The organism is Stakelama saccharophila, from assembly GCF_032229225.1.
Taxonomy (GTDB): Bacteria; Pseudomonadota; Alphaproteobacteria; order Sphingomonadales; family Sphingomonadaceae; genus Sphingomonas; species Sphingomonas saccharophila.
Window position 1 is genome coordinate 168,210 of record NZ_CP135076.1, and the last position, 23,178, is coordinate 191,387.

Below are 23,178 nucleotides of genomic sequence, written 5' to 3' on the forward strand. Positions count from 1 at the left end.
GCATCCGGCCATGGTTGCTGCCGCGGGCGGCTTCACCGCACCGGCGGTAGCGCCCAGTCGACCGGGCCGCGTCCCTGCGCTTCCAGGAACGCGTTGGCCTTCGAAAAATGGCGGCAGCCGAAAAAGCCGTTATGCGCCGACAGTGGCGAGGGGTGCGCCGCCTTCAGCACCAGATGGCGTCCGCCGCGCTCAACCGACCGGATGAACGCCGCCTTCTTCTGCGCATACGCGCCCCAGAGGAGGAAGACGGTGGGTTCCTCCTTCGCCGCGACCAGGCGCACCACCGCGTCGGTGAAGGTTTCCCAGCCGCGCTGCCGGTGCGAGGCGGCGCGCGCCATCTCGACGGTAAGGACGGAATTGAGCAGCAGCACGCCCTGCCCGGCCCAATGCTCCAGAAAGCCGTGCCGCGCCGGCGCGATGCCGAGATCGTCCTGCATCTCCTTGTAGATGTTGACGAGGCTGGGCGGCGGGCGGACGCCGGGGCGGACGGAAAAGCACAGGCCATGCGCCTGGCCCGGTCCGTGATAGGGATCCTGGCCGAGGATGACGACGCGGATATCCTCCGGCGGCGTCAGGTCGAGTGCGCGGAACCACTCGCTGCCCGCCGGAAAGATCCGCTTGCCGGCGGCGCGTTCGGCGAGCAGGAACTGCCTGAGCGCGGCCATGTACGGTTGCGCGAACTCGTCCGCCAGCGGCTTGCGCCAGCTTTCGTGCAGCTTCACGCCACCGCCCGCCGCTTCGCCTGTCGACATGCCTTAGCCGTGATCGTCCGTGAACTTCGCCCGCACCTCGGCCCCGGTCAGCTTTTCGGTATCGGCGGCGAAGGCGTAGTAATCCGGCTTTTCGTCGATGAAGATTTCCTCCGCCATGATCGCCTGCGGCACATCGAACAGTCCGACCGGAAAGGAATAGGTTCCCCGCGGCCGGTGGAAATAGAAGAGATGGGTGCCGCATTCGCGACAGAATCCCCGCTCGGCCCAGTCGGACGATACGAAGCGCTTGATATGCTCGGCGCCGGTGAAGACGGGATCCGTCACACTGCGCGTCGAAAGAAAGGCGATGCCGCCCCAGCGCCGGCACATGTCGCAATGGCACGCGTCGAGTTCCGGTCCGGGCAGCCGCGCCGAAATCGTCACCGCGCCGCACAGGCACCGGCCCTCAAGATCGCCGGAAATGTTCGTGTCGGTCATTTCTCAACTCCTCGCCCGTTCCTGTGGCCCCGCGTCATGCCACAAGGAGCCATGGTGCGACAGAGACGCCGGAGAATCAACGCGGCGCCCTTGCCCCGCCTTCGCCGCATGGCGATAAGCACGGCGTGACCGATCCCACCGACATCCTGCGCACCACCTTCGGCTTTTCCGGTTTTCGCGGCGTCCAGCACTCGGTGGTGGAGCGCGTGCTGGCGGGTGAGCGGACGCTGGCGGTGATGCCGACGGGCGCGGGCAAGTCGCTATGCTACCAGTTGCCGGCGGTGGCGATGGCGGGCACCTGCGTGGTCGTGTCGCCGCTGATCGCGCTGATGCACGACCAGTTGCGCGCGGCGGAAGCCGTCGGCATCCGCGCGGCCACGCTGACGAGCGTCGACGACAACCGCGCCGAGACGGTGGCGCGGTTCCGGGCGGGCGAGCTGGACCTGCTCTATGTCGCGCCCGAACGCGCGTCGTCGGGCCATTTCCGTGACCTGCTGGGACAGGCGAAGCTCGCGCTGTTCGCGATCGACGAGGCCCATTGCGTTTCCGAATGGGGCCATGACTTCAGGCCCGATTACCGCCTGCTCCGCCCCCTGCTCGACGCGTTTCCCGACGTCCCCCGACTGGCGCTGACGGCGACGGCGGATGCGCATACGCGCGCCGACATTCTCGATCAGCTCGGCATCCCGCGCGACGGGCTGATCGTCGCGGGGTTCGACCGGCCCAATATCCGCTATGCGATTTCCCCGCGAAGCAATACGACGAAGCAGCTTTCCGACATCATCGCGGAAAATCCCGGGCCGGGCATCGTCTATGCGCAGACTCGCGCGCAGACCGAAAAGCTGGCGGAGGCGCTCGCCCGCACCGGCCGGCCGACACGCGCTTATCATGCCGGGCTCGACCCGGCGGTGCGCGCGCGCAACCAGGCCGATTTCGTTGCATCCGAGGACATGGTGATCTGCGCCACCGTCGCGTTCGGCATGGGAATCGACAAGCCCGATGTGCGCTTCGTCGCGCATGCCGGCACGCCCAAGTCGATCGAAGCCTATTACCAGGAAACCGGCCGCGCGGGGCGCGACGGCGATCCGGCGGTGGCGCACCTGTTCTGGGGCGCCGACGATTTCGCCCGCGCGCGCCAGCGGATCGGCGAGGTCGAACCGGCGCGGCAGGCGGGGGAGCGGGCGCGGCTGACCGCACTCGGCGCACTGGTCGAGACCGCCGGGTGCCGGCGCGCGATCCTGCTGCGCCATTTCGGCGAGGACCCGCCCGAGAGTTGCGGCAATTGCGACAATTGCTTGCACCCGCCCAAGGCGGTCGATGCGAGTGTGACGGCGCAGAAATTCCTATCCGCCGTATTCCGCACCGGGCAGATGTTCGGCGTCGGCTATGTCGAGAGCGTGCTGCTGGGCAAATCGTCCGAGCGCAGCCTGATGAACGGGCACGAGAAACTGTCGGTATGGGGCATTGTCGAGGAGGATGAGGCGGCGCTGATCAAGCCGGTCAGCCGCGCGCTGCTGCTGCGCGATGCGCTGCGTACCAACCCGCATGGCGGACTGGAATTCGGACCGGCTGCGCGGCCGATCCTGAAGGGCGAGGCGACGGTCGAGCTCGTTCTGCCGCCCAGGCGCGAACGGCGGCGGCGCGGCGGGGCCAATAGCTCGCCCAATCCGGTCGGCAATCCGCTGTTCGAGGCGCTGCGCGACCTGCGGCGCGAAATCGCGCAGGAAACCGGGCTGCCGCCTTATGTCATCTTCCACGATTCGGTGCTGCGCGACATGGCGCTCAGCCGCCCCGGCACGCTGTCGGCGATGGGCGAGATTTCAGGCGTTGGCGCGAAGAAACTGGAAGCCTATGGTCAGGCATTTCTCAACATCATTCGAGAGGCGGCCTAGGTGCGCAGAATCGACGATTCCCTATCGGTGTCCCCGCAGATCGGCCCTGCCGACGTGACCGAGATCGCGCGCGCGGGCTTTACGACCATCATCAACAACCGCCCCGACGGCGAGGAAACCGACCAGCCGGAAGGCGACGCGATCCGAACCGCCGCCGAAACGCTGGGGCTCGATTATGCCGAAATCCCGGTGACGAGCGCCGGGTTCAGCCATGCGCAGGTAAACGCGATGCGCGCCGCGCTCGATGGAGCAAAGGGACCGGTGTTCGCCTATTGCCGATCGGGCACGCGGTCGACCAACCTGTGGGCGCTTGCCGAGGCGAAGGCGGGCGGCGATCCGGACACGATCGTCGCCAAAGCGAGAGCCGCGGGATACGACCTCACCGCCATCCGCCCGATGCTCGACGCGCTGGCCGGAGCGCGGTGAGCTGGTTCGTCATCGTCGGCTCGGTCGTCGCGATCGGGCTGCTCGCCGGATTCGCCCGGCTGCTGAAACTCGGCCATGCGGCGATCGACAACGAGGCGGAGGCACGGCGGCTCGCAGGCGAGTTGCTGCCGGAGTTCACGGTCGAGCAGGCGGTGGTTTGCGACACCGGCGAGGCGGCGTTGGTCGGCGGACCGGATGGCTGGGCCTATATCCGTCGGCACGGTGCACATTTCGTTGCCCGGCTGCTGGGACCGGCGCCGGACGTGACATACGAACTGACCCGCGTTTCGATCGCCTGCGACGACCGGATGTTCGGCCCCTATGTCATTCATCTTGAATCCGAACCCAGGGCGCGCGAACTTACACGGATGTTAGGAACGGCATCCGATGCCGAATCTTCCTGACGGCATCCCGGACCTGATCCGGGGAGCCCCGAGCGGGTTTTGAATTCTGCCTTTCGCCGGAATGACGGAATTAAAAAATGGGCCGGCACTTTCGCGCCGGCCCAGTGGTCCGCAGGAGGAACTCGTGATCGGAGGCGAAAGCGCCCGCCCCCGAAATCGTCAGTAATTATAGGCGCGCTCGCCATGTTCGCCGAGGTCGAGGCCTTCGCGTTCGACCTGCTCGCTGACCCTCAGACCGGTGAGCGCCTTGGCGATGAAGATGGCGATGGCGGTGCCGATCGCAGCCCAGACGATCGTGGCAGCGACAGCGGCGATCTGGATGCCGAGCTGCGATCCGATGGAGAAATCGGCGCCGCCCGGCCCGCCGAATACCGGCGCATAGACGATGCCGGTGCCGATCGCCCCGATCATGCCGCCGATACCGTGAATGCCGAACGCATCGAGCGCGTCGTCATAGCCGAGCTTCGGCTTTACGACAGACACTGCCAGGTAGCAGATGATGCTGGCCACCGCGCCGAGCACGATCGCGCCGAACGGACCCGAATTGCCGGCCGCGGGCGTGACCGCGACCAGGCCGGCAATGATGCCCGAGCAGAAACCCAGCGCCGATCCCTTGTGGCCCGACAAGCGCTCGGCCAGCATCCAGAACAGGCCGGCGGATGCGGTGGCGACGAAGGTGTTGATCATCGCGAGCGCGGCCGAGCCGTTGGCCTCCAGCGCGGAACCTGCGTTGAACCCGAACCAGCCGACCCACAGCAGCCCGGTGCCGATCCCCGTCATGGTGAGCGAGTGCGGTGCCATGCGCTCGGTCGGATAGCCGATGCGCTTGCCGAGGATGAGGGCCGCCACCAGTGCGGACACGCCGGCATTGATATGCACCACCGTGCCGCCCGCGAAATCGAGCGCGCCCATTTCGAAGAACACGCCGTTTCCCGCCCACACCATATGCGCGATCGGAAAATAGACGATGGTCAGCCAGATCAGCGCGAACACCATGACCGCCGAGAATTTCATCCGCTCGACCACCGAGCCGAGCACCAGCGCAACGGTGATCGCGGCAAAGGTCATCTGAAAGCAGACGAAGACATATTCGGGAATCGCCACGCCTTCGGTGAAGGTCGCGGCGGTGCTTTCGGACGTGACGCCGGCCAGGAACAGCTTGCCGAAGCCGGCGACGAAGCCATTGCCGCCGTCGCCGAAGGCCATGGTATAGCCCCACATCACCCAGATCAGCATGGCGAAGGCGGCGACCGCGCCGACCTGCGTCATGACGGACAGCATGTTCTTGGCCCGTGCAAGGCCGCCATAGAACAACGCGAGACCGGGCAGGATCATCGCCAGCACGAGGATGGTCGCGACCATCATCCATGCGGTGTCGCCCTTGTCGACGGTCGGACCGGCAGCAGCCGCGGGCGCCTGAAGCGCCGCATCCTGTGCCCAGGCGGGAAGTGCCGCGAAGATGGCGAGGCCGGCGCCGCCGGCGAGCTTCATCGGAATTCTCATGATACCCCCTTCCCTCACAGCGCGTTGTCGTCGGTTTCGCCGGTGCGGATGCGCACGGCCTGGCCGACGTCGAGGACGAAAATCTTGCCGTCGCCGATAGCGCCGGTGTTCGCCGCGCTCTGGACCGCTTCGACGACGCGGCCGGCGAGGTCGGCCGCGCAGACCACCTCGATCTTGATCTTCGGCACCATGTTGGTGCTGTATTCCGCTCCGCGATAGATTTCGGTCTGCCCCTTTTGCCGACCAAAGCCCTTCACCTCGCTGACCGTCATGCCCGCAACGCCGACCTCCGTCAGCGCCTCGCGCACGTCATCGAGCTTGAACGGCTTGATGATGGCGATGACCAATTTCATGTCGCCCCCTTCCTTCCGGTTTTCCCGCCAGGACATCTTTTCCCGCCAAGACATCCGCAAGGAGCATCGTCGCAAGGAACGTGCCAGAGTGCCGACAGGCGCGAATTCGCGCATCTTCGTGAAGCGGAATGCCGCCCGGGCGCCTAATTTTATGCAGTTGCGACGGATTGCCTAAATTTCAGGCAGATTATCCAGCATCTTTCGAGCAAGCTCGAGATCGCGCTCGTCCACCATTACCCGCACCGGGATCAGGAACGCGCTGCCATCGGCGATGCTGGCTTCGGCATCGAAGGAGAAGGCCGGGATACCCTCCGACTCCAGCCGGCCCTGGACGATATGCGCCTCGAAGCGGTTGAAGCGGCCGAGTTCGACCAGCGCCATCAGGCGAGCACCCGCTCGGCCGCGACGCCGTGCCGTTTTGCGATAGGATTACCAACCTGATCCATCGGTGTCTCCGTTGACGCGCACCCGGTATGCGCATAGCTTATGCGCATGGGACCTGACACCCACTTTTCCGGCAAGCGCAAAGCGGTGAATCTTTCGCTTGATACCGGCGTGGTACAAGCCGCGCGCGAGGCCGGGTTGAACCTGAGCCAGGTGTGCGAAGCGGCGCTGCGCGATGCCAGCAAGAAGGAGCGCGAGCGAAAATGGCGCGAGGACAATCGCGAATGGGCCGAGGCGCATAATGCCTGGATAGAGAAGAACGGTCTTCCATTGGAACGTTACCGGCTGTTCTGATGGCGCAGTTCGATATAGTCCGGCTCGCCGGCGGCGAACTCGCGATCGACTGTCAGAGCGATCTGCTTCGAGACATTGCCACGCGTTTCGTGGTGCCGCTTCGCAAAATGCCGGATGCTCCGCCGCGCCGCGAACGGCTGAACCCCATCTTCACGGTGGGCGACGCCGAGTGGGTGATGGTTACGCAGTTCGCATCCGCCGTCCGCTGCGAACAGATCGACGCGACCATCGGCTCGCTCGGAAACGATTATTTGCGCGTGACAGCCGCGCTCGACATGCTCATTTCCGGCTTTTGATCACGCCGCGGTTCCGCCTACCGTCAGCCCGTCGACCAGCAGCGTCGGCTGTCCCACGCCGGCCGGCACGCTCTGCCCGCCCTTGCCGCACATGCCGATGCCTTCGTCCAGCGCGAAGTCGTTGCCGATGCCCAGCACCTTGGTCAGCGCGGTGGGTCCGTCGCCGATCAGCGTCGCGCCCTTGATCGGGGCGCCCAGCTTGCCGTTTTCGATCCTGTACGCCTCGGTGCAGGAAAAGACGAATTTGCCCGACACGATATCCACCTGCCCGCCGCCGAAGGCCTTGGCGTATATGCCCTTCTTCACGCGGCTCATCAGCTCGGCGGGATCGTCCATGCCGGCCTTCATGAAGGTGTTGGTCATGCGCGGCATCGGCGCATATTCATATCCCTGCCGGCGGCCGTTGCCGGTCGGCTCCACACCCATCAACCGGGCGTTGAGCCGGTCCTGGATATAGCCTTTCAGGATACCGTCCTCGATCAGCACGTTTTCCTGGGTGGGCGTTCCCTCGTCGTCGATCGACAGCGAACCGCGTCGATCGGCCAGCGAACCGTCATCGACCACGGTCACGCCGGGCGCGGCGACGCGTTCGCCGATGCGACCGGAAAAGGCGCTGGTGCCCTTGCGGTTGAAATCGCCCTCGAGCCCGTGCCCCACCGCCTCGTGCAGCAGGACGCCGGGCCAGCCCGGTCCGAGCAGCACCGGCATGACGCCCGACGGCGCGTCGACCGATTCGAGATTGGTGAGCGCCTGTGCCAGCGCTTCGTCGATCGCGCGGTTCCACGTCTCCGGCTTCAGCAGATTTTCGTACACGGCGCGCCCGCCCAGGCCGAAATTGCCGCTTTCGCGCCGGCCATTGGCCTCCACCGTGATGTTGACATTGAGCCGCGTGAGCGGGCGGATGTCGGTGGCGATGAAGCCGTCGGGCCGCACGATCTCCACCACCTGCCAGCTCCCCAGCAGCCCCACCGACACCTGGGCGACGCGCGGGTCGCGGGCGCGCGCCGCGGCGTCGATCGTCTGGCACAGGTTCACCTTGTCGGCGAACGGCACGAGGTCGAGGGGATCGGCATCGGTATAAAGGTGCCGATTGTTGTGACGCGGCGGTGTCGCCTTCGCGCCTGCGCCGGGATCGATCAGCGCCATCGTCTCGCCCGCGCGGCGGATCGCGTCGGCGCTGATCTCGCTGGCATGGGCGAAGGCCGTGGCCTCGCCCGAAACGGCACGCAGGCCGAACCCCGAATCGGTGTTGAACGACGCGGTCTTCAGCCGGCCGTCATCGAAGCCGAACGCTTCCGACTTGCGATATTGCAGGTAGAGTTCACCGTCATCGGCCTTGTCGAGCAGACCGGCGGTAAGCCTTTGCGCCGTCGCGGGATCGAGCGCGTCGCGATACAGGAAAGAACGGGGATCGGCAGATAGGGTCATTCCGCCGATATAGGAGGCTCAGCGCCCGGCACCATCCCCATGGTCGCGCAGCTCGGCCTGGTCCATGCCGTCGGCAGGGCCGCCCGCCAGGATGAAACGGCGGTCGCAATAGCCGCAATCGACATAGCCCAGATCGGAAATCTCCAGCCAGACCCGCGGATGGCCGAGCGCGGCGCCGCCCGGAATATCGGTGGCGCCGTCGCAGGCGACGCGGCGCGTGGTGACCTTGAGCGTTTCGGGCGGCGGAATCATGGAGCATGCCGTTAGCAAGGTCGATCGCAGGCTGCAATTGTCTTGAACGGCCTTCCATGTGGAAAGATGTTGCGTGTGCGCACGAACCGCCTAATTCGTAGCGCATGACCGATGCGGCGATCGAGATCGAGGGTCTGTCGAAGACCTATGAGGGCGGCAAGCAGGCGCTCGACAATGTCGACCTGACGGTGCCCAGGGGGCAGATCTTCGGCCTGCTGGGGCCCAACGGCGCGGGCAAGTCGACGCTGATCAACATCCTGGCCGGGCTGGTGAACAAGACCGGGGGCCGTGCCAGCATCTGGGGCTTCGACATCGACCGGCATCCCCGCAATGCCAAGGTGTCGATCGGAATCGTCAATCAGGAGATCACCTTCGATCCCTTCTTCACGCCCTTCGAGACGCTGGAGATCCAGGCCGGACTGTTCGGCGTGCCCAAGGGCCGGCGGCAGTCGATGGACCTGTTGCGCGCCATGCACCTGGAGGACAAGGCCCGGGCCTATTCGCGCACGCTGTCGGGCGGCATGAAGCGCCGGCTGATGGTGGCAAAGGCGATGGTGCATTCGCCGCCGGTGCTGGTGCTCGACGAACCGACGGCGGGCGTCGATATCGAGCTGCGTCAGCAATTGTGGCAATATGTCCGCAGGCTCCATGCGCGCGGCGTGACGGTAGTGTTGACCACGCACTATCTCGAAGAGGCCGAGGAGCTGTGCGACCGCATCGCCATCATTCATCATGGCCGCATCATCGCCAACGAGCGGACCCGCGACCTCGTCAACATGGCACAGGAAAAGCTGGTCGAGGTGACAGTCGACCGCGATGTGGCGGCGCTGCCCGAAAATAGCTGTTTCCAGCAAATCGAGCGCAGGGACGATCGGGTGCTCGCCGTGACCTATAACAAGAAGGACGTGAATGCCGGCGAAGTGCTCTCCGCGATCCAGCGCGACGGATACGGCATCGTCGACGTGTCCACGCGCGAGCCCGATCTGGAGGACGTGTTCCTGAACCTGACGCGCGCAGCGTGATCCGGACCGCGCCTGCGCCTTCCGCCACGCGCGCATATGCTGGCATCCCGGGGCCGTTACTGAGCGCCGCCTGAGGAGACGCGATTGGCCACCACCGAACATGCTTGCGACGTCCTCGTCATCGGCTCCGGCGCCGCGGGGCTGACGGCGGCACTGAACCTGGCCGACCGGTTTCGGGTGACGGTTCTCGCCAAGGGCAGGTTGAACGAGGGGTCGACCGCCTGGGCGCAGGGCGGCATCGCCGCGGTGCTGGAACCGGGCGACACGTTCGACAGCCATATCGAGGATACGATGATCGCCGGCGCCGGCCTCAACAACCGGGCGGTCGTGGAGACGGTGGTGGAGGGCGCACCGGCGGCGATCGAGCGGCTGATCGAACTGGGCGTTCCGTTCAACATGGACGGCGACATCCTCCATCTGACGCGGGAGGGCGGACACAGCCACCGCCGGATCGTCCATGTCAACGACGCGACCGGATGGGCTGTGCAGGAGGCGCTGCTCAACGCCGCGACCGCGCATCCCAATATCCGGCTGGTGTCCGACATGGTGGCGATCGACCTCGCGACCTCGCGACACGAGGAGCGCTATTCCGGCGCGGGCAATGTCTGGGGCGTCTATGCCGCCAACCGCGCCACCGGCCGGGTGGAGCTGTTCACCGCGCGGGCAACGGTGCTGGCAACCGGCGGTGCGGGCCGCACCTATCGTTTCTCGACCGCGCCGAAAGGCGCCACGGGCGACGGGATCGCGATGGCGTGGCGCGCGGGCGCGCGCGTGTCGAACATGGAGTTCATGCAGTTCCACCCGACCTGCCTTTACAATCTCGAGGTCAAGAATTTCCTGATCACCGAGGCGGTACGCGGCGAAGGCGGGCGATTGCTGATTCCCGAAACCGGGCACCGCTTCATGCCCGATTTCGACGAGCGCGCCGAACTCGCCCCGCGCGACATCGTGGCGCGCGCGATCGACCATGAAATCAAGCGGCTCGGCCTCGATCACGTCCATCTCGACATCAGTCACATGGGCGCGGACTTCGTGACGGCGCATTTCCCGACGATCCGTGCCAAGCTCGAAATGCTGGGCATCGACATGACCAGCGAGCCGATTCCGGTCGTCCCTGCACAGCATTACACCTGTGGCGGCGTGGTGGTGGACCGCGACGGCCGCACCGACCTGCCGGGCCTCTATGCCGCGGGCGAGGTGACGCAGTCGGGACTGCACGGCGCCAACCGGCTGGCGTCGAATTCGCTGCTGGAATGTTTCGTGTTCGGCGAGGCGGCGGCGAAGCATATCGACCGCTGCTGGAACGACCTCCCCCCGCCGCCCGCCATCCGGCCGTGGGACGAAAGCCGCGTGACCGATTCGGACGAGGAAGTCGTCATCAAGCAGAACTGGACCGAGATCCGGCGCTTCATGTGGAATTATGTCGGGATCGTCCGCACCACCAAGCGGCTGGAGCGCGCGGCGCACCGCATCAAGCTGCTGAGCGACGAGATCGAGGACTATTACGGCCATTTCCGCGTCACCCCCGACCTGATCGAGCTTCGCAACCTGCTGCAGGCGGCCGATCTGGTGGTCCGATCCGCCCTCCACCGCAAGGAAAGCCGCGGCCTGCACTATACGCTCGATTACCCCGACACGCTGCCGGAGGCGGTCGACACCATTCTGGTGCCTTGAGGCGCGTAACTGCCTGTCGGAGAGGTATCTGCGCCGTGCTCGGCGCGCTCGGGTCGAGTCAGGCTTCCTGCGCACCCATGTCGTCGCGGTGACAATATCCGAAGCCGCAAGGACGAATTCGGTCGCGGTCCCGATGACAGCTCTCTGTAATTTCCAACCAGATGCAATCTGTCGGGGCACGCCCCAATGGCGGCCCTCCTCCCCTCCCTTTCAGGGAGGGGCCGGGGGCGGGTGCGAGCGAAGCGAGCCCCCGTCATCAGCGTCAAAGCAAAGCCGAGGCATCGAGCCTCGCCTTCGCTGAACCCACCCCTTGATCCCCTCCCTCGAAAGGAAGGGGAAATGGATGGCGGCTCCTCACCAAACTCCGTCGTTCCTGCGAAGGCAGGAACCCATGTCTCTCGCCGCACCACACCACGCAGAAACCATTTTCCTACACCCACCGGTTTGTGCCACCACCGCCACGGCTCTTTGATATCGGTTATACTCTCCCGCGCGCGCACCCGCGCGCATGCGCCCGCGCTGAGGTGCGACTCTGTGCGACCTTTGGCGGATTCCCGCGGCTTTCAGGAAGGCAGCGAATCCGCCCACTCGGGCACCAGCTTGCCCGCCGCATCTCCTCCCTTCCTTCGAAAGGGAGGGGAAATGGATGGGGCAGCAAACCACCCAATTTCAGCCGTTCAGCATGCCGCATGCGCTTTTCGAAAGCGGACGATCATTCCAGCCTGAATTTACCCCCCCGACCTATCCCCGGTCGGTCTCCGCGATCCGTGCGGACCCTAGGTCGGCCTCGCCGGAGGTGGTGATCAGGCCGAGCTTCTCGATGACCCAGGGAATGCTCAGCCCCTGGACGAAGATGGAGAAGGCGACCACGGCGAAGGCCACGGTGATGATCGTGCCGCGTTCCGGCACGCTGGCCGGCAGCGCCAGGGCGAGCGCGAGGGCAAGCGCACCGCGCAGGCCGCCCCAGAACAGCACGTGCTTGTATTTCCACGGCACCCTGAGGCGCGTTTTCGCAAACGCCATCATCACCGGATAGACCGCCACCGCACGCCCCGCGAGCGACAGAAGCGTGGCGGTGCCGGCCGCTTCGATCACCGCGAGGATCGGCATCTGCGTCTCGCGCCCGCCGATCAGGATGAAGATGACGGAGTTGATCAGGAAGGCGACGAATTCCCAATGGTTTCGCACGCCCTGCCGGCCGTCTTCGGAAATCGAGCCGAGAAAGCCGTAATTGCCCACGATCAGCCCCGCCGTCAGCGTCGCCAGCACGCCGGAGCAATGGAAATGCTCGGCCAGAAGGAAGGAACCGTAGGCGATCAGCATGGTCAGCGTGATTTCCACCAGGCGATCACGCGTCCGCCCGGCGATCAGGATCAGCGGCAGCGCGGTCGCCGCGCCGGCGGCGATGGCACCCGCGATATTGCGCACAAGCTCGATCCCGATCTCCGCCGGCGCGGCGCTTCCGCCCGCCGCGATGGAAACGAGGATAGCGAAACCCACCGCCGCGACGCCGTCGTTCAGCAGGCTTTCGGATTCCACCAGCAGGTGCAGCCGGCGTTCGACGCGCATGGTCTTGAACGTCGCGATCACCGCGACCGGATCGGTCGCCGCGATCAGGACGCCGAAAAAGGCCGCACCCAGCCAGCTCCACCCGACCAGCCAGTGCATCCCCCCGGCGACCACCGCCGCGGCCAGGGTGACCCCCGGCAATACGAGCGCCAGCAGCAGCGGCAGTTCCCGCCGGAACGGCCGCCAGGGGATCTGGATCGCGGCTTCGAACACCAGCGGCGGCAGAAGCACGAAGAAGATCAGATCCGGCGTCAGCGCCATCGGCACCTGCACCGGCAGCAGCGCAAGGCCGATCCCGGCCACGGTCAGGCCGACGCTGTAGGGAAGCTTCACCCGGTGCATCATGATCGCGACCAGCGAGGCGACGAACAGGATCGCCCCCAGCGATGTGAAATCCAGGTTTTCCAACGCGCTGTCGTTCATCGTTCCGCCGTTCGTCGCAGCATGACGCGGACTCGTCGCACCGATACCAGATTTTCGTTGCGCGGGTTCCTGCTGAAACTGCATGCTGTACCCGGGCAAGGGGCGACAATATACCGTGATTGTTTTTCACACCATCAAGACCAGGGCCAGGGCCGTCGCGCTGATGGCGCTCGCGCCGGCGATCCTGGTGGGTTGCGGCGTGCATGTCGTGCCGCAGGGGGTGCGAACCGCCAGCGCGCCGCCGCCGCAGGCATCCACCGTCGCCGTGCCGGTGCCGCCGCCCGCTCCCAAGCCGAAGCCCGCCCCGGCCGCGCTGGTCGCCACGGTCCATTCCCTGGCCCGCAATTTCGACGGAATCGCGGGAATTGCGGTGGAAAGCATCGACGACGGCTGGCAGGTCTCCGCCAATGGCGATCGCCACATGCCGCAGCAGAGCGTCAGCAAGATGTGGGTGGCGATGACCATCCTCGACCTGCGCGACCAGGGCAAGCTGCGTTTCGACGAGCCCATCACCATCACGAAACGGGACCTGACCCTGTTCCACCAGCCGGTCGCCGGGTTGCTGAAGGACGGCCACTACAGCACCACCATCGGCAAGCTGCTGCACCGTGCGTTGACGACCAGCGACAACACCGCCAACGACCGGCTGCTCTGGCGTGCCGGCGGGCCCGAGGCGGTTCGCGCCTTCATCGCCAAGCGCCATCTGGGCGAGATCCGGTTCGGTCCGGGCGAACGCCTGTTGCAGTCCAGGACGGCCGGTCTGACCTGGCACCAGAAATATTCGCTGGGCCGCAATTTCTATGAAGCGCGCGCGGCGCTGCCGACCGACGTCCGCCGCGATGCGTTCAACAGCTATATCGCGGACCCGCCGGACGGCGCGGCGCCAAAGGCGGTGGCGGATGCGCTGGCGCGGCTCAAAAAGGGTGAATTGCTGTCCGCCGGATCGACGAGCTGGCTGATCACCACCATGCAGGAGTCGCATACCGGGCCGAACCGCCTGCGCGGCGCGGTGCCCGGTGGCTGGCTGTTCGGTCACAAGACCGGCACCGGTCAGGACTTCGGCGGTCGCACCGCCGGCTATAACGATGTCGGTATCCTCACCGCCCCCGACGGCAAGAGCTATTCGGTCGCGGTAATGATCGGCGACACCTCGCGCACCATTCCGCAGCGTTGGGAACTGATGCATGCCGTCGTGAAGAGCATCGTCGCCAATCACGACGGCTGATCGCGCGATCGACCGCCGCTGCGCATCGGCCGGCGGCTGGGTCTTCGGACGACTATCCTCGTTCGGCCTGCCTGTTGCCAACTCGCATCTCGCGTGAGGCGAGCGGCGCTGCTAAGCGGGCGGACATGTCCAACCATCTCTATCTGGTCGACGGCTCGGGCTATATCTTCCGCGCCTATCACCGGCTGCCGCCGCTCACCAATGTCCATGGCGAGCCGGTGGGTGCGGTCTATGGCTATACGACGATGCTGTGGAAGCTCGCCAAGGAGCTGCACGAGGGCGCCAAGGAGGACGGCGGCCCGACGCACATGGCGGTGATCCTCGACAAGTCTAGCCGCACCTTCCGCAACGAGATGTACGACCAGTACAAGGCGCACCGCCCGCCGCCGCCGGAGGATCTGGTCCCGCAATTCCCGATGATCCGCGATGCCACGCGCGCCTTTTCGCTGCCCTGTATCGAGGAGGAGGGCTGGGAGGCCGACGACCTGATCGCAAGCTATGCCAAGGCGGCGCTGGCGCAAGGGTGGGAAGTGACCATCGTCTCGTCCGACAAGGACCTGATGCAGTTGATCGAGCCGGGGCTCGAACTCTACGACACGATGAACAACCGCAAGCTCGGCGCGGACCACGTCCAGGAGAAGTTCGGCGTCGCGCCCGACAAGCTGGGCGAGGTGCTCGCGCTGATGGGCGACAGCGTCGATAACGTGCCGGGCGTCACTGGCATCGGGCCGAAGCGCGCCGCCGAACTGATCAACGAATATGGCGATATCGAAGCCGTGCTCGCCGCCGCTCCGGCCATGAAGAAGTCGAAGATGCGCGAAAACCTGATCGAGCAGGCGGACATGGCACGGCTTTCGCGCAAGCTCGTCACGCTCGCCTGCGACGTGCCGCTGCCCGAACCGCTCGACGGCCTGGCGCTGCAGGGAATTCCCGAGCCGCCGCTGCGCGCGTTCCTCGAACATCACGGCTTCCGCTCGCTGGTCGCCAAGCTGTCGGCCGTGTCCGATGCACCCGCCGAAACGAGCGAGGCGCCAGCGACGCAGGAGGAAGACCCGCCTTGCGACCATGAGGCATATGAGACGGTGACCGGCGAAGCGGCACTCGACCGCTGGATCGCGGAAGCAACGGCGCAGGGGCATGTCGCGATCGACACCGAAACGACCGGGCTTGACGCGACACAGGCCGAGCTGGTCGGTATTTCGCTGGCCCTTGCGCCCAACAAGGCATGCTATGTCCCGCTTGGGCACGGCGGCAGCGACATGTTCGCCGAAAAACCCAAGCAGATCGACCGCGAGGTGGCGCTCACCAAGCTGAAACCGCTGCTCGAGGACGCGTCGGTGCTCAAGATCGGGCACAATCTGAAATATGACCTGATCGTGCTGGAGCGCTGCTGTCCGAACCTGGGCGGCATCACGCTTGCGCCTTACGACGACACGATCGTGATGAGCTTCGACCTCGATGCCGGAAGCCACGGTCACGGCATGGACGAACTCGCCGCCACGCACCTGTCGCATAGCTGCATCGCGTACAAGGACGTGGTCGGCACCGGCAAGAAGCAGCTCGGTTTCCACGAGGTCGATCTGGCGGCGGCCACGCGCTACGCCGCCGAGGATGCCGATGTGACGCTGCGGCTGTGGCGGCGGTTCAAGTCGCGTCTGGCCTATGAAAGCGCCACGCGCGTCTATGAAATGGTCGATCGGCCGCTGGTCCGGGTTGTCGCCGACATGGAGATGGCGGGCGTCAAGGTCGATGCCGACCGCCTCAAGCAGCTTTCGGGCGAGTTCGCCGGGAAGATGGTCGAACTCGAGCGCGAAATACACGGTATCGCCGGCACCGAATTCACCATCGGCAGCCCCAAGCAGCTTGGCGACGTGCTGTTCGAGCAGATGGGCCTGAAGGGCGGCCGCAAGGGCAAGTCCGGCGTCTATTCGACCGATGTCAACGAAATGGAGCGGCTCGCGCGCGAAGGCCATGCGATCGCGCAGAAGGTGCTCGACTGGCGTCAGCTTTCGAAGCTGAAATCGACCTATACCGACGCGCTGCAGGCGCAGATCAATCCGGCGACGGGGCGCGTCCATACGAGCTATTCGCTGACCGGCGCGCAGACCGGCCGGCTGTCCTCGACCGACCCCAATCTGCAGAACATCCCCATCCGCACCGAGGTCGGGCGGCAGATCCGCGACGCCTTCGTCGCCGAGCCGGGCAATGTCATCCTCGCCGCCGACTACAGCCAGATCGAGTTGCGGCTGGCGGCGCATATCGCCGATGTGCCCGGCTTACGCGACGCGTTCGCACGCGGCGACGACATCCACAACATGACCGCGACCGAATTGTTCGGCGAACTCAATCGCGACACGCGGGCGCGGGCGAAGACGATCAACTTCGCCATCCTGTACGGCATTTCGCGCTGGGGGCTGGCCGGGCGGCTCGACGTGTCGAACGACGAGGCGCAGGCGATGATCGACCGCTATTTCGAGCGCTTCCCCGGCATCAACCGCTATATCGTCGAGACGCTGGCGACGGCCAGGGAACGCGGCTTCACCGAGACGCTGTTCGGCCGCAAGACGCATTTCCCGCGACTGAAATCGAAAAACCCCAATGAACGCGCCGGCAGCGAACGCGCCGCGATCAACGCGCCGATCCAGGGGACAAGCGCCGACATCATCAAGCGCGCGATGGCCCGGATGGGACCGGCGCTCGCCGATGCGGGGCTGCCGCGGGTCCGCATGCTGATGCAGGTGCACGACGAACTGGTGTTCGAGCTGCCGGCCGCAGACATCGCCGCAGCGAAATCGGTGATCGAGCGCGTGATGGCGACTGCGGCCGAACCGGCGGTGACGCTGACCGTGCCGCTGGGCGTCGAGATCGGCACCGGCCCGAGCTGGGGCGCGGCGCATTGAGTTGATCGCCAACATGTACCCCGTTCGTGCTGGGCCTGTCGAAGCACAGTCTTTTTTGGACGGAAGAGGAAGAGCGGTCCTTCGACAAGCTCAGGACGAACGGTTATCCGGGCTACAGTCGTGGTCCACAGAGGATTTGGGAGCGAGATGAGCTATCGGGAAACGATGCCGGGCCTTCGACAAGAGGGAAATCGCAGCGTCCGGACACTCAAGCAGTAGTGGACGGGAAAGACGATATCGCCGCGCTCGCCAAGGGCGGGCGGACGAACGTCTTCGGCTTCGTCCTGCGCCTGGCGGCGCGGTTGCCGTTCCTGTTCATCGCGGGGCGCGTCTACGGACCCGATCTCGTCGGTCGCTTCGCGCTCGCGGTGGTCGTGGTCGAGTTGGCCGCACTGCTGGCGACACTGGGCCTGAAGCGGGGGCTGGCGCAGGCGCTGTCGACGACCGAACGGCCGCACGTTCATGTCGTGTGGGACGCGATGGCGCTCGCCTTCGTCGTCTCGATCGTCGCGAGCGCGGTGCTCATCGGCTTTCCGCAGGCGATGTATCCCAACAGTCCGGTGATGGGATTCGACCGGTTCCTGCCGTGCATCATCGTCGCGACCGCCTGGTCGGACGTCAGCTTGGCGGCGCTCGCCTATCGCCACAATGTGAAGGCGACGGTCACCGCGCGCGCGGTGGTCGAACCGTGGACGATCAGCATCGGCGCCTGGGCATTCGCCTTCGTGTCGCACCGCGACGGCCTGATGTTCTCCTACATGCTCTCGATGCTGGCGGCGATGGTCGCCTCACTGGTCCCGTTCATCCGCACGTACGGCCTGCCGCGTGGCTGGACGCCGCGGCTCCCGCCGATCTTCGCGCTGGCGAGGGCGAACATCCCGCTGGCCGGCGCCGATGCCATCGAATGGGGCACGCGCAACGTCGACCGGTTCATCCTCGGCCTGCTGTTCGCACCCGGAATCGTCGGCATCTACTATATGGCGCAGCAGGTCGCCTCGCTGCCGCAGAAGCTCAAGACCAGCTTCGAGCCGATCATGGGGCCGGTGATCACCACCAGCCTGGCGCAGAAGGACTATTCGGCCATTGCCAACCAAGTGCGGCAGGTCGGATTCTGGATCATGGCGGCGCAGGCGGGCATCGCGCTGATGGGGTCGATCCCCGGCGAGGCGGTGATGGGCGTGGTCGGCCCGCAATTCGTCGCCGGCACCGCCGCGCTGGGTTTCCTGCTGTGGGCGGAGGTGCTCGCCTCGACCGGCACCGTGTGCGAATCGGCCCTCGTCTACACGGCGCGGCACCGCAACCTGATGATTTCGATATTGATGCTCGGTTTCCAGGCCGCGCTGAGCTTCGTGCTGGTGTTCGCGATGCGGGGTGTCGGCTGGCCGACCAATTTCCAGGCGGCGGGGCCGGCGGTGGCGCTGATGGTGTCGGTGACGCTGACGTCCGTGATCAAGGCGTGGGTGCTGCGGCGGATGATCGGCGAGCCGGTGACCGGCTGGCGCTGGCAGATGGTCGCGGCCGCTGCAATCGCGATCATCGTCGGCGTCACGGCGACGCACGGCCCCGAATGGGCCGAGCTGATCGTCGGCTTGCCCGCGATCCTGCTGAGCTATCTCTACGTGTTGTGGCGCTTCGCCTTCGGCCCCGAGGACCGCAAGCTGTTCGCGAAATTGCCGAAGGCGGAGGAGACGGAGGTGCCGGTCGCGGGGCCGGCGACGCGGTAATCAATCACTGGTGCCGAGCCTGTCAAAGCACCGCCCTTCCTCTTGCAGGAGGCTACAAGGACAGCCCTTCGGCACGCTCGGGGCGAACGGTGTTGTTGCAGCCCTCAGTGCCGGAAGTGGCGCATGCCGGTGAAGACCATCGCGAGACCGGCCTCATCGGCGGCGGCGATCACCTCGTCATCGCGGATCGAGCCGCCGGGCTGGATCACGGCGGTCGCACCCGCCTCCACCGCGGTCATCAGGCCGTCGGCGAAGGGAAAGAAGGCATCCGAAGCGACCGCAGATCCGATCGTGCGCGGTTCGGCCCAGCCCGCTTTGTCCGCGGCGTCCTTTGCTTTCCACGCGGCGATGCGGGCCGATTCGACGCGGCTCATCTGGCCCGCGCCGATACCCGCGGTGCTGCCGCCCTTCGCATAGACGATCGCGTTCGACCTGACGTGCTTGGCGACCGTCCAGGCGAAGCGGCAATCGGCGAGTTCCTGAGGGCTGGGCTGGCGTTTGGTGACAACCTTCAGCTCGCCCTCGATCAACGCATTGTCGCGCGACTGGAGGAGCATGCCGCCGGCGATCGAACGCAACGCGAGGCCGGGGCGCTGCGGGTCGGCGAGTTCGCCGGTGATGAGCAGGCGCAGGTTCTTCTTGCCCGCGAAGACCTCGCGCGCTTCGTCACTGGCATCGGGCGCGGCGACGACTTCGGTGAAGATCTTGGTGATCGCCTTCGCGGTTTGGCCGTCGAGCGGGCGGTTGCACGCGACGATCCCGCCGAAGGCCGAGACGCTGTCGCAGGCGAGCGCGGCGCGATAGGCCTCGATCAGCGTGTCGGCGGTGGCGACCCCGCACGGATTGGCGTGCTTGACGATGACGACGGTCGGCGGGCCGTCGCGAAACTCGCTGACGAGTTCGAGCGCGGCGTCGGCGTCATTGTAATTGTTGTAGCTGAGTGCCTTGCCCTGAAGCTGCTGTCCTTGCGCGATGCCGCGCGCCGACGGTCCCTTGGGCAGATAGAGCGCCGCCGACTGGTGCGGATTTTCACCATAGCGCAGCTCGTCGCCCAGCGTGAAGGTGAGCGGCAGCGTGGCAGGAAAGCGCTCGCCCTGATCGGCAAAGGCGAACCACTGCGCGATGGCGGAATCATATGCGGCGGTCGCAGCATAGGCCTTTGCCGCAAAGCGCTTGCGCGTGTCGAGCGTGGTGCCGCTGCCCTCGGCGTCCATCTCGGCGATGAGCGCGTCGTAATCGGCCGGATCCGTGACGATCGCGACCGAGGCGTGGTTCTTCGCGGCCGAACGCACCATCGACGGGCCGCCAATGTCGATATTCTCGATGATCTCGTCGCGCCCGGCGCCCTTCGCCACGGTCTGTTCGAAGGGATATAGATTGACCACGACAAGGTCGATCGCGCCGATACCATGCTCGTTCATCGAGGCGACGTGCTCGTCATTGTCGCGCACCGCGAGCAGGCCGCCATGGACGACCGGGTGCAGCGTCTTCACGCGCCCGTCCATCATCTCCGGAAAGCCGGTGAGTTCGGCAATGTCGCGCACCTCCAGCCCGGCATCGCGCAGCGCCTTCGCCGTGCCGCCGGTGGAGACCAGCTCGACGCCGTGGCGCACGAGCGCCGCCCCGAGTTCGGTGATCCCGCTCTTGTCGGAAACGGAAAGGAGGGCGCGGCGGATCTTGACGGTGCTCATGGCCGCGTTCTCTTTCGCAAAGCAGGCGCGCGTGCAACCCCTATCGCGCGCGGCGCAGCACCCAACTGACGCTCACCCCTCCCGCGCTCGTTTCGCCCGACAGAACGATCTGTTCGCTCGGCCGCGGGCGGCCGTCAGCATCGACCCACAGGCTGTCCTCGACGGTCAGCGCCGCGCCCTTGGCCCGGAATTGCCAGACCGCTCCGCCCGGCAGCCGGAGAAAGGCCGCATGGCCGTCGGCGGTGGGCGACACCTCCACCTCGGCGCCAAGGTGAAAGCGGATGGCAAACGGCGTGTCGCCCGCCTTGTGCCGCTTGCCCGCCGGTACCAGCGAGTCCTCGCCGCGCACGTCCAGGCCGTCGGGCGTAACCGCGATATGACGGCGATGGACAAAGCCGTAGCGCCGGACATAGCCGTCATGACTCGCCTCCAGCCGCATGGCGGTGTCGCTTTCCTGACGGCTGACCTCCACCTCCGCCACGCCGCGGCCGAGCGTGCCATCGGCATGAATGGCGGTGGAGTTGCTGTCGGCGAGCACCAGCGTGGAATGCGCCGCGGTCGTGCGCAGCCCCTCGGCCAGTTGCTCCGGCACGGCGGCATGAACGGCGCGTGCCCCGCCGCAATTGACGATCAGCCGGTGCGCACCATCCGACATCTCGAAGGCGAGCGTCGAGGCACATCCGCCTTCGACCAGCCGCGCCACCGGCGGCGGGGCGGCATCCACCAGCAGGGTTGTCTTGCCGGCCGACAGCCGCTGATAGCCCCAGTCGCGCGCCTGTTTGAGCGGGCGGGTGCGAATGCCGGTCGCCTCGATCACCTGCTCGATCGTATCGCCGGTGACGGGGCCGCCGCCCTGCCAGCTCGACAGGCCGCGGTCGCCCAGACAGGCACCGCGGAGTGCACCAACCGCCCGCACGAGCGCATCGGATACGAACTCGGGCGGCTCGAGCCGGCGCGCGGCATAGGTCTGGCACACCATGGCGAGCAGGCGAACGACATCGAGCTGGCGTTCGGGCGAACGCCCGGCGGTCCCGCCATCGGCGAAGATCGACGCATCGATCGCGCGGTGCAGCCCGGCTTCGCCGAAGGACCGCCGCGGATCGCCGCCGGGAAGCATCAGGCCGGCCGCCACCACGCCGGCCCAGGCGGCGATCCGCGGCGCGCCGGGTCCCGCCTTGTCGGCGGTCCGATCGACATGCCGCGCGCCGCGGGCGAAGGCGTTGAGCACGTCGGAGCGATAGACGAGATCGCTGCTCGACAGGATCAGCGGCGCATGTGCGCACCAGAAGAGAATGCGCCTGCCCGTAAGGTCGGGGCGCCAGGCCGGTTCGGCCACGTGCTCGGCATGGGCAGCGATCCATTGCCGCATGATCGCTTCCGCGATCGGCACCGCCTGCGCACGCGTCGTCACCGAGGAAAGGTCGCGCAACCATGCGAAGCTGTGCAGATATTCGGCGAAAGTGCGCGAAAAGCCCGGCCTGTCGAGCCCGAGTCCGGCGATGTTTCGGGTTTCGCCGCGAAAGCTGAGCATTCCGTCGAGCAGCGCCCTGCCGCGCGCGATGTCGCCGAGGAACGGATCGTCAACGACCGCGATCAGCTTCAGCGGATGGCGGCCGCGCAGGCGCAGCTTGTGGATCGGGCTGCGCCAGGCGAGCCGCTGCCAACGCTCGGAGAGACGCTCGGCCAGCGACAGGCCCTTGTCGCCGCCGACGCGGACGAGCCGCTTGCCCTCGTCGACGCCATCGGGGTCGTGCTCGTGCTCGATCCGGCTCGGCTCGTTCATGTCGCGCCCCTGAGTGCCCGGATATTGTCGGCATAAGCCTGCGGCCCGCCCTTGAAGGTCGCGGTGCCGGCGACCAGCGCATCGGCGCCGGCGGCTATGGCGCGGGGCGCGGTTTCACGATCGATTCCGCCGTCCACCTGCAGGTCGATGGCATGTCCCGTTGCGTCGATGCGTTTTCGGATCGCCTCGATCTTGCGAAGCTGGCCGTCGATGAAGCGCTGGCCGCCGAAACCGGGATTGACGCTCATCACGAGGACGAGGTCGACATCATCGATCAGATAATCGAGCATCGAATCCGGCGTGCCGGGGTTCAGGACGACGCCGGACCGCTTGCCGAGCGCGCGGATGCGCTGAAGCGTGCGGTGGATATGCGGTCCGGCCTCGGGGTGGACGGTGATCGTATCCGCACCCGCGTCGGCGAATGCGTCGATATAGGGATCGACCGGCGCGATCATCAGATGCACGTCGAAGGGCTTGGTCGTGTGCGGGCGGATCGCCTTTACCACCGCCGGGCCGATCGAGATGTTGGGCACGAAATGCCCGTCCATCACATCGACATGGATCCAGTCGGCACCGGCTTTGTCGATCGCGCGCACCTCCTCGCCCAGGCGTGCGAAATCGGCGGACAGGATGGACGGCGCGATGCGGACGGACTGCTGCATGCATCCCCATGTAGCATCCCGCG

General features: G+C 66.3%; 21 protein-coding genes. 10 read left to right on the plus strand and 11 right to left on the minus strand.

Features of this window, described 5'->3' with window-relative positions:
• Window positions 1–32 precede the first annotated feature (32 nt).
• Window positions 33–752 (minus strand): uracil-DNA glycosylase, encoded by a 720-nt coding sequence (gene ung / locus RPR59_RS00795; RefSeq protein ID WP_313915666.1) that lies wholly within the window; start codon window positions 750–752, stop codon window positions 33–35.
• A 3-nt stretch (window positions 753–755) separates the two neighbouring features.
• Window positions 756–1,190, minus strand: a complete 435-nt coding sequence (locus RPR59_RS00800; RefSeq protein WP_313915668.1) for a GFA family protein — start codon at window positions 1,188–1,190, stop codon at window positions 756–758.
• Window positions 1,191–1,315: 125 nt separating this feature from the next.
• On the opposite strand from RPR59_RS00800, the gene recQ reads away from it, so the two are divergent.
• The 3 genes from recQ to RPR59_RS00815 are packed head-to-tail and all read left to right on the plus strand — an operon-like array spanning window position 1,316 to window position 3,912.
• A complete protein-coding gene (gene recQ, locus RPR59_RS00805; protein ID WP_313915670.1) occupies window positions 1,316–3,082 on the plus strand; it encodes a DNA helicase RecQ in 1,767 nt (588 codons plus the stop codon).
• Window positions 3,083–3,508, plus strand: a complete 426-nt coding sequence (locus tag RPR59_RS00810; RefSeq protein WP_313915673.1) for a protein tyrosine phosphatase family protein — start codon at window positions 3,083–3,085, stop codon at window positions 3,506–3,508.
• Window positions 3,505–3,912, plus strand: coding sequence for a hypothetical protein (locus RPR59_RS00815; protein WP_313915675.1), 408 nt, complete (start codon window positions 3,505–3,507; stop codon window positions 3,910–3,912). Before RPR59_RS00810 ends, RPR59_RS00815 begins: the two co-directional genes overlap by 4 nt.
• A 159-nt stretch (window positions 3,913–4,071) precedes the next feature.
• Here the strand turns inward: RPR59_RS00815 and RPR59_RS00820 are convergent, their stop codons facing one another.
• From RPR59_RS00820 to RPR59_RS00830, 3 genes are all read right to left on the minus strand, one after another.
• Window positions 4,072–5,415 (minus strand): ammonium transporter, encoded by a 1,344-nt coding sequence (locus RPR59_RS00820; RefSeq protein ID WP_313915677.1) that lies wholly within the window; start codon window positions 5,413–5,415, stop codon window positions 4,072–4,074.
• Between the two features lie 14 nt (window positions 5,416–5,429).
• Window positions 5,430–5,768 carry a P-II family nitrogen regulator gene (locus RPR59_RS00825; protein WP_313915679.1) on the minus strand — a complete coding sequence of 113 codons (339 nt, stop codon included), beginning with the start codon at window positions 5,766–5,768 and terminating at the stop codon, window positions 5,430–5,432.
• A gap of 171 nt (window positions 5,769–5,939) precedes the next feature.
• Window positions 5,940–6,149, minus strand: coding sequence for a putative signal transducing protein (locus tag RPR59_RS00830; protein ID WP_313915682.1), 210 nt, complete (start codon window positions 6,147–6,149; stop codon window positions 5,940–5,942).
• A gap of 111 nt (window positions 6,150–6,260) precedes the next feature.
• Between RPR59_RS00830 and RPR59_RS00835 the strand changes: the two genes are divergently transcribed.
• The gene (locus tag RPR59_RS00835; RefSeq protein WP_313915684.1) at window positions 6,261–6,506 is read left to right on the plus strand and encodes a type II toxin-antitoxin system CcdA family antitoxin; all 246 of its coding nucleotides are present in this window, start codon (window positions 6,261–6,263) and stop codon (window positions 6,504–6,506) included.
• Window positions 6,506–6,802: a CcdB family protein gene (locus RPR59_RS00840; RefSeq protein ID WP_313915686.1), complete on the plus strand. Its 297-nt coding sequence runs from the start codon at window positions 6,506–6,508 to the stop codon at window positions 6,800–6,802. Before RPR59_RS00835 ends, RPR59_RS00840 begins: the two co-directional genes overlap by 1 nt.
• Here the strand turns inward: RPR59_RS00840 and tldD are convergent, their stop codons facing one another.
• Both tldD and RPR59_RS00850 read right to left on the minus strand, forming a co-directional pair.
• Window positions 6,803–8,230, minus strand: coding sequence for a metalloprotease TldD (gene tldD, locus RPR59_RS00845; RefSeq protein ID WP_313915688.1), 1,428 nt, complete (start codon window positions 8,228–8,230; stop codon window positions 6,803–6,805).
• 18 nt (window positions 8,231–8,248) lie between these two features.
• Entirely contained in the window at window positions 8,249–8,482 is a 234-nt protein-coding gene (locus RPR59_RS00850) for a zinc-finger domain-containing protein (protein ID WP_313915690.1), read from the minus strand.
• 104 nt (window positions 8,483–8,586) lie between these two features.
• On the opposite strand from RPR59_RS00850, the gene RPR59_RS00855 reads away from it, so the two are divergent.
• Window positions 8,587–9,504 carry an ABC transporter ATP-binding protein gene (locus RPR59_RS00855; RefSeq protein ID WP_313915692.1) on the plus strand — a complete coding sequence of 306 codons (918 nt, stop codon included), beginning with the start codon at window positions 8,587–8,589 and terminating at the stop codon, window positions 9,502–9,504.
• An 84-nt stretch (window positions 9,505–9,588) separates the two neighbouring features.
• Window positions 9,589–11,178, plus strand: a complete 1,590-nt coding sequence (gene nadB, locus RPR59_RS00860; RefSeq protein ID WP_313915694.1) for an L-aspartate oxidase — start codon at window positions 9,589–9,591, stop codon at window positions 11,176–11,178.
• Window positions 11,179–11,919: 741 nt separating this feature from the next.
• On the opposite strand, the gene RPR59_RS00865 is transcribed toward nadB, so the two are convergent.
• Window positions 11,920–13,170: a cation:proton antiporter gene (locus RPR59_RS00865; RefSeq protein WP_313915696.1), complete on the minus strand. Its 1,251-nt coding sequence runs from the start codon at window positions 13,168–13,170 to the stop codon at window positions 11,920–11,922.
• Window positions 13,171–13,285: 115 nt separating this feature from the next.
• Between RPR59_RS00865 and RPR59_RS00870 the strand changes: the two genes are divergently transcribed.
• The 3 genes from RPR59_RS00870 to RPR59_RS00880 all read left to right on the plus strand — a co-directional run bounded on the left by RPR59_RS00870 (window position 13,286) and on the right by RPR59_RS00880 (window position 19,019).
• Window positions 13,286–14,395 (plus strand): serine hydrolase, encoded by a 1,110-nt coding sequence (locus RPR59_RS00870; protein ID WP_313915699.1) that lies wholly within the window; start codon window positions 13,286–13,288, stop codon window positions 14,393–14,395.
• 125 nt (window positions 14,396–14,520) lie between these two features.
• On the plus strand, window positions 14,521–17,295 hold the full coding sequence (gene polA, locus RPR59_RS00875; protein WP_313915701.1) for a DNA polymerase I: 2,775 nt from the start codon (window positions 14,521–14,523) through the stop codon (window positions 17,293–17,295).
• A gap of 218 nt (window positions 17,296–17,513) precedes the next feature.
• Window positions 17,514–19,019: a lipopolysaccharide biosynthesis protein gene (locus RPR59_RS00880; RefSeq protein WP_313915703.1), complete on the plus strand. Its 1,506-nt coding sequence runs from the start codon at window positions 17,514–17,516 to the stop codon at window positions 19,017–19,019.
• Between the two features lie 104 nt (window positions 19,020–19,123).
• Here RPR59_RS00880 and purH read toward each other — a convergent pair whose 3' ends face one another.
• The 3 genes from purH to rpe are packed head-to-tail and all read right to left on the minus strand — an operon-like array spanning window position 19,124 to window position 23,155.
• Window positions 19,124–20,710, minus strand: a complete 1,587-nt coding sequence (gene purH / locus RPR59_RS00885) for a bifunctional phosphoribosylaminoimidazolecarboxamide formyltransferase/IMP cyclohydrolase (protein WP_313915704.1) — start codon at window positions 20,708–20,710, stop codon at window positions 19,124–19,126.
• Window positions 20,711–20,750: 40 nt separating this feature from the next.
• Complete coding sequence (locus tag RPR59_RS00890) at window positions 20,751–22,493, minus strand: heparinase II/III family protein (RefSeq protein ID WP_313915706.1); 1,743 nt, start codon at window positions 22,491–22,493, stop codon at window positions 20,751–20,753.
• Window positions 22,490–23,155 carry a ribulose-phosphate 3-epimerase gene (gene rpe, locus RPR59_RS00895; RefSeq protein WP_313915708.1) on the minus strand — a complete coding sequence of 222 codons (666 nt, stop codon included), beginning with the start codon at window positions 23,153–23,155 and terminating at the stop codon, window positions 22,490–22,492. Before rpe ends, RPR59_RS00890 begins: the two co-directional genes overlap by 4 nt.
• Window positions 23,156–23,178: the final 23 nt, after the last annotated feature.

Excerpts from the sequence above, each read along its gene's own strand:
- ung (WP_313915666.1), bottom strand. The coding sequence starts at position 752 with ATGTCGACAGGCGAAGCGGCGGGCGGTGGCGTGAAGCTGCACGAAAGC.
- RPR59_RS00800 (WP_313915668.1), bottom strand. The coding sequence starts at position 1,190 with ATGACCGACACGAACATTTCCGGCGATCTTGAGGGCCGGTGCCTGTGC.
- RPR59_RS00820 (WP_313915677.1), bottom strand. The coding sequence starts at position 5,415 with ATGAGAATTCCGATGAAGCTCGCCGGCGGCGCCGGCCTCGCCATCTTC.
- RPR59_RS00825 (WP_313915679.1), bottom strand. The coding sequence starts at position 5,768 with ATGAAATTGGTCATCGCCATCATCAAGCCGTTCAAGCTCGATGACGTG.
- RPR59_RS00830 (WP_313915682.1), bottom strand. The coding sequence starts at position 6,149 with ATGGCGCTGGTCGAACTCGGCCGCTTCAACCGCTTCGAGGCGCATATC.
- RPR59_RS00835 (WP_313915684.1), top strand. The coding sequence starts at position 6,261 with ATGGGACCTGACACCCACTTTTCCGGCAAGCGCAAAGCGGTGAATCTT.
- RPR59_RS00840 (WP_313915686.1), top strand. The coding sequence starts at position 6,506 with ATGGCGCAGTTCGATATAGTCCGGCTCGCCGGCGGCGAACTCGCGATC.
- tldD (WP_313915688.1), bottom strand. The coding sequence starts at position 8,230 with ATGACCCTATCTGCCGATCCCCGTTCTTTCCTGTATCGCGACGCGCTC.
- RPR59_RS00850 (WP_313915690.1), bottom strand. The coding sequence starts at position 8,482 with ATGATTCCGCCGCCCGAAACGCTCAAGGTCACCACGCGCCGCGTCGCC.
- RPR59_RS00855 (WP_313915692.1), top strand. The coding sequence starts at position 8,587 with ATGACCGATGCGGCGATCGAGATCGAGGGTCTGTCGAAGACCTATGAG.
- RPR59_RS00865 (WP_313915696.1), bottom strand. The coding sequence starts at position 13,170 with ATGAACGACAGCGCGTTGGAAAACCTGGATTTCACATCGCTGGGGGCG.
- polA (WP_313915701.1), top strand. The coding sequence starts at position 14,521 with ATGTCCAACCATCTCTATCTGGTCGACGGCTCGGGCTATATCTTCCGC.
- purH (WP_313915704.1), bottom strand. The coding sequence starts at position 20,710 with ATGAGCACCGTCAAGATCCGCCGCGCCCTCCTTTCCGTTTCCGACAAG.
- RPR59_RS00890 (WP_313915706.1), bottom strand. The coding sequence starts at position 22,493 with ATGAACGAGCCGAGCCGGATCGAGCACGAGCACGACCCCGATGGCGTC.
- rpe (WP_313915708.1), bottom strand. The coding sequence starts at position 23,155 with ATGCAGCAGTCCGTCCGCATCGCGCCGTCCATCCTGTCCGCCGATTTC.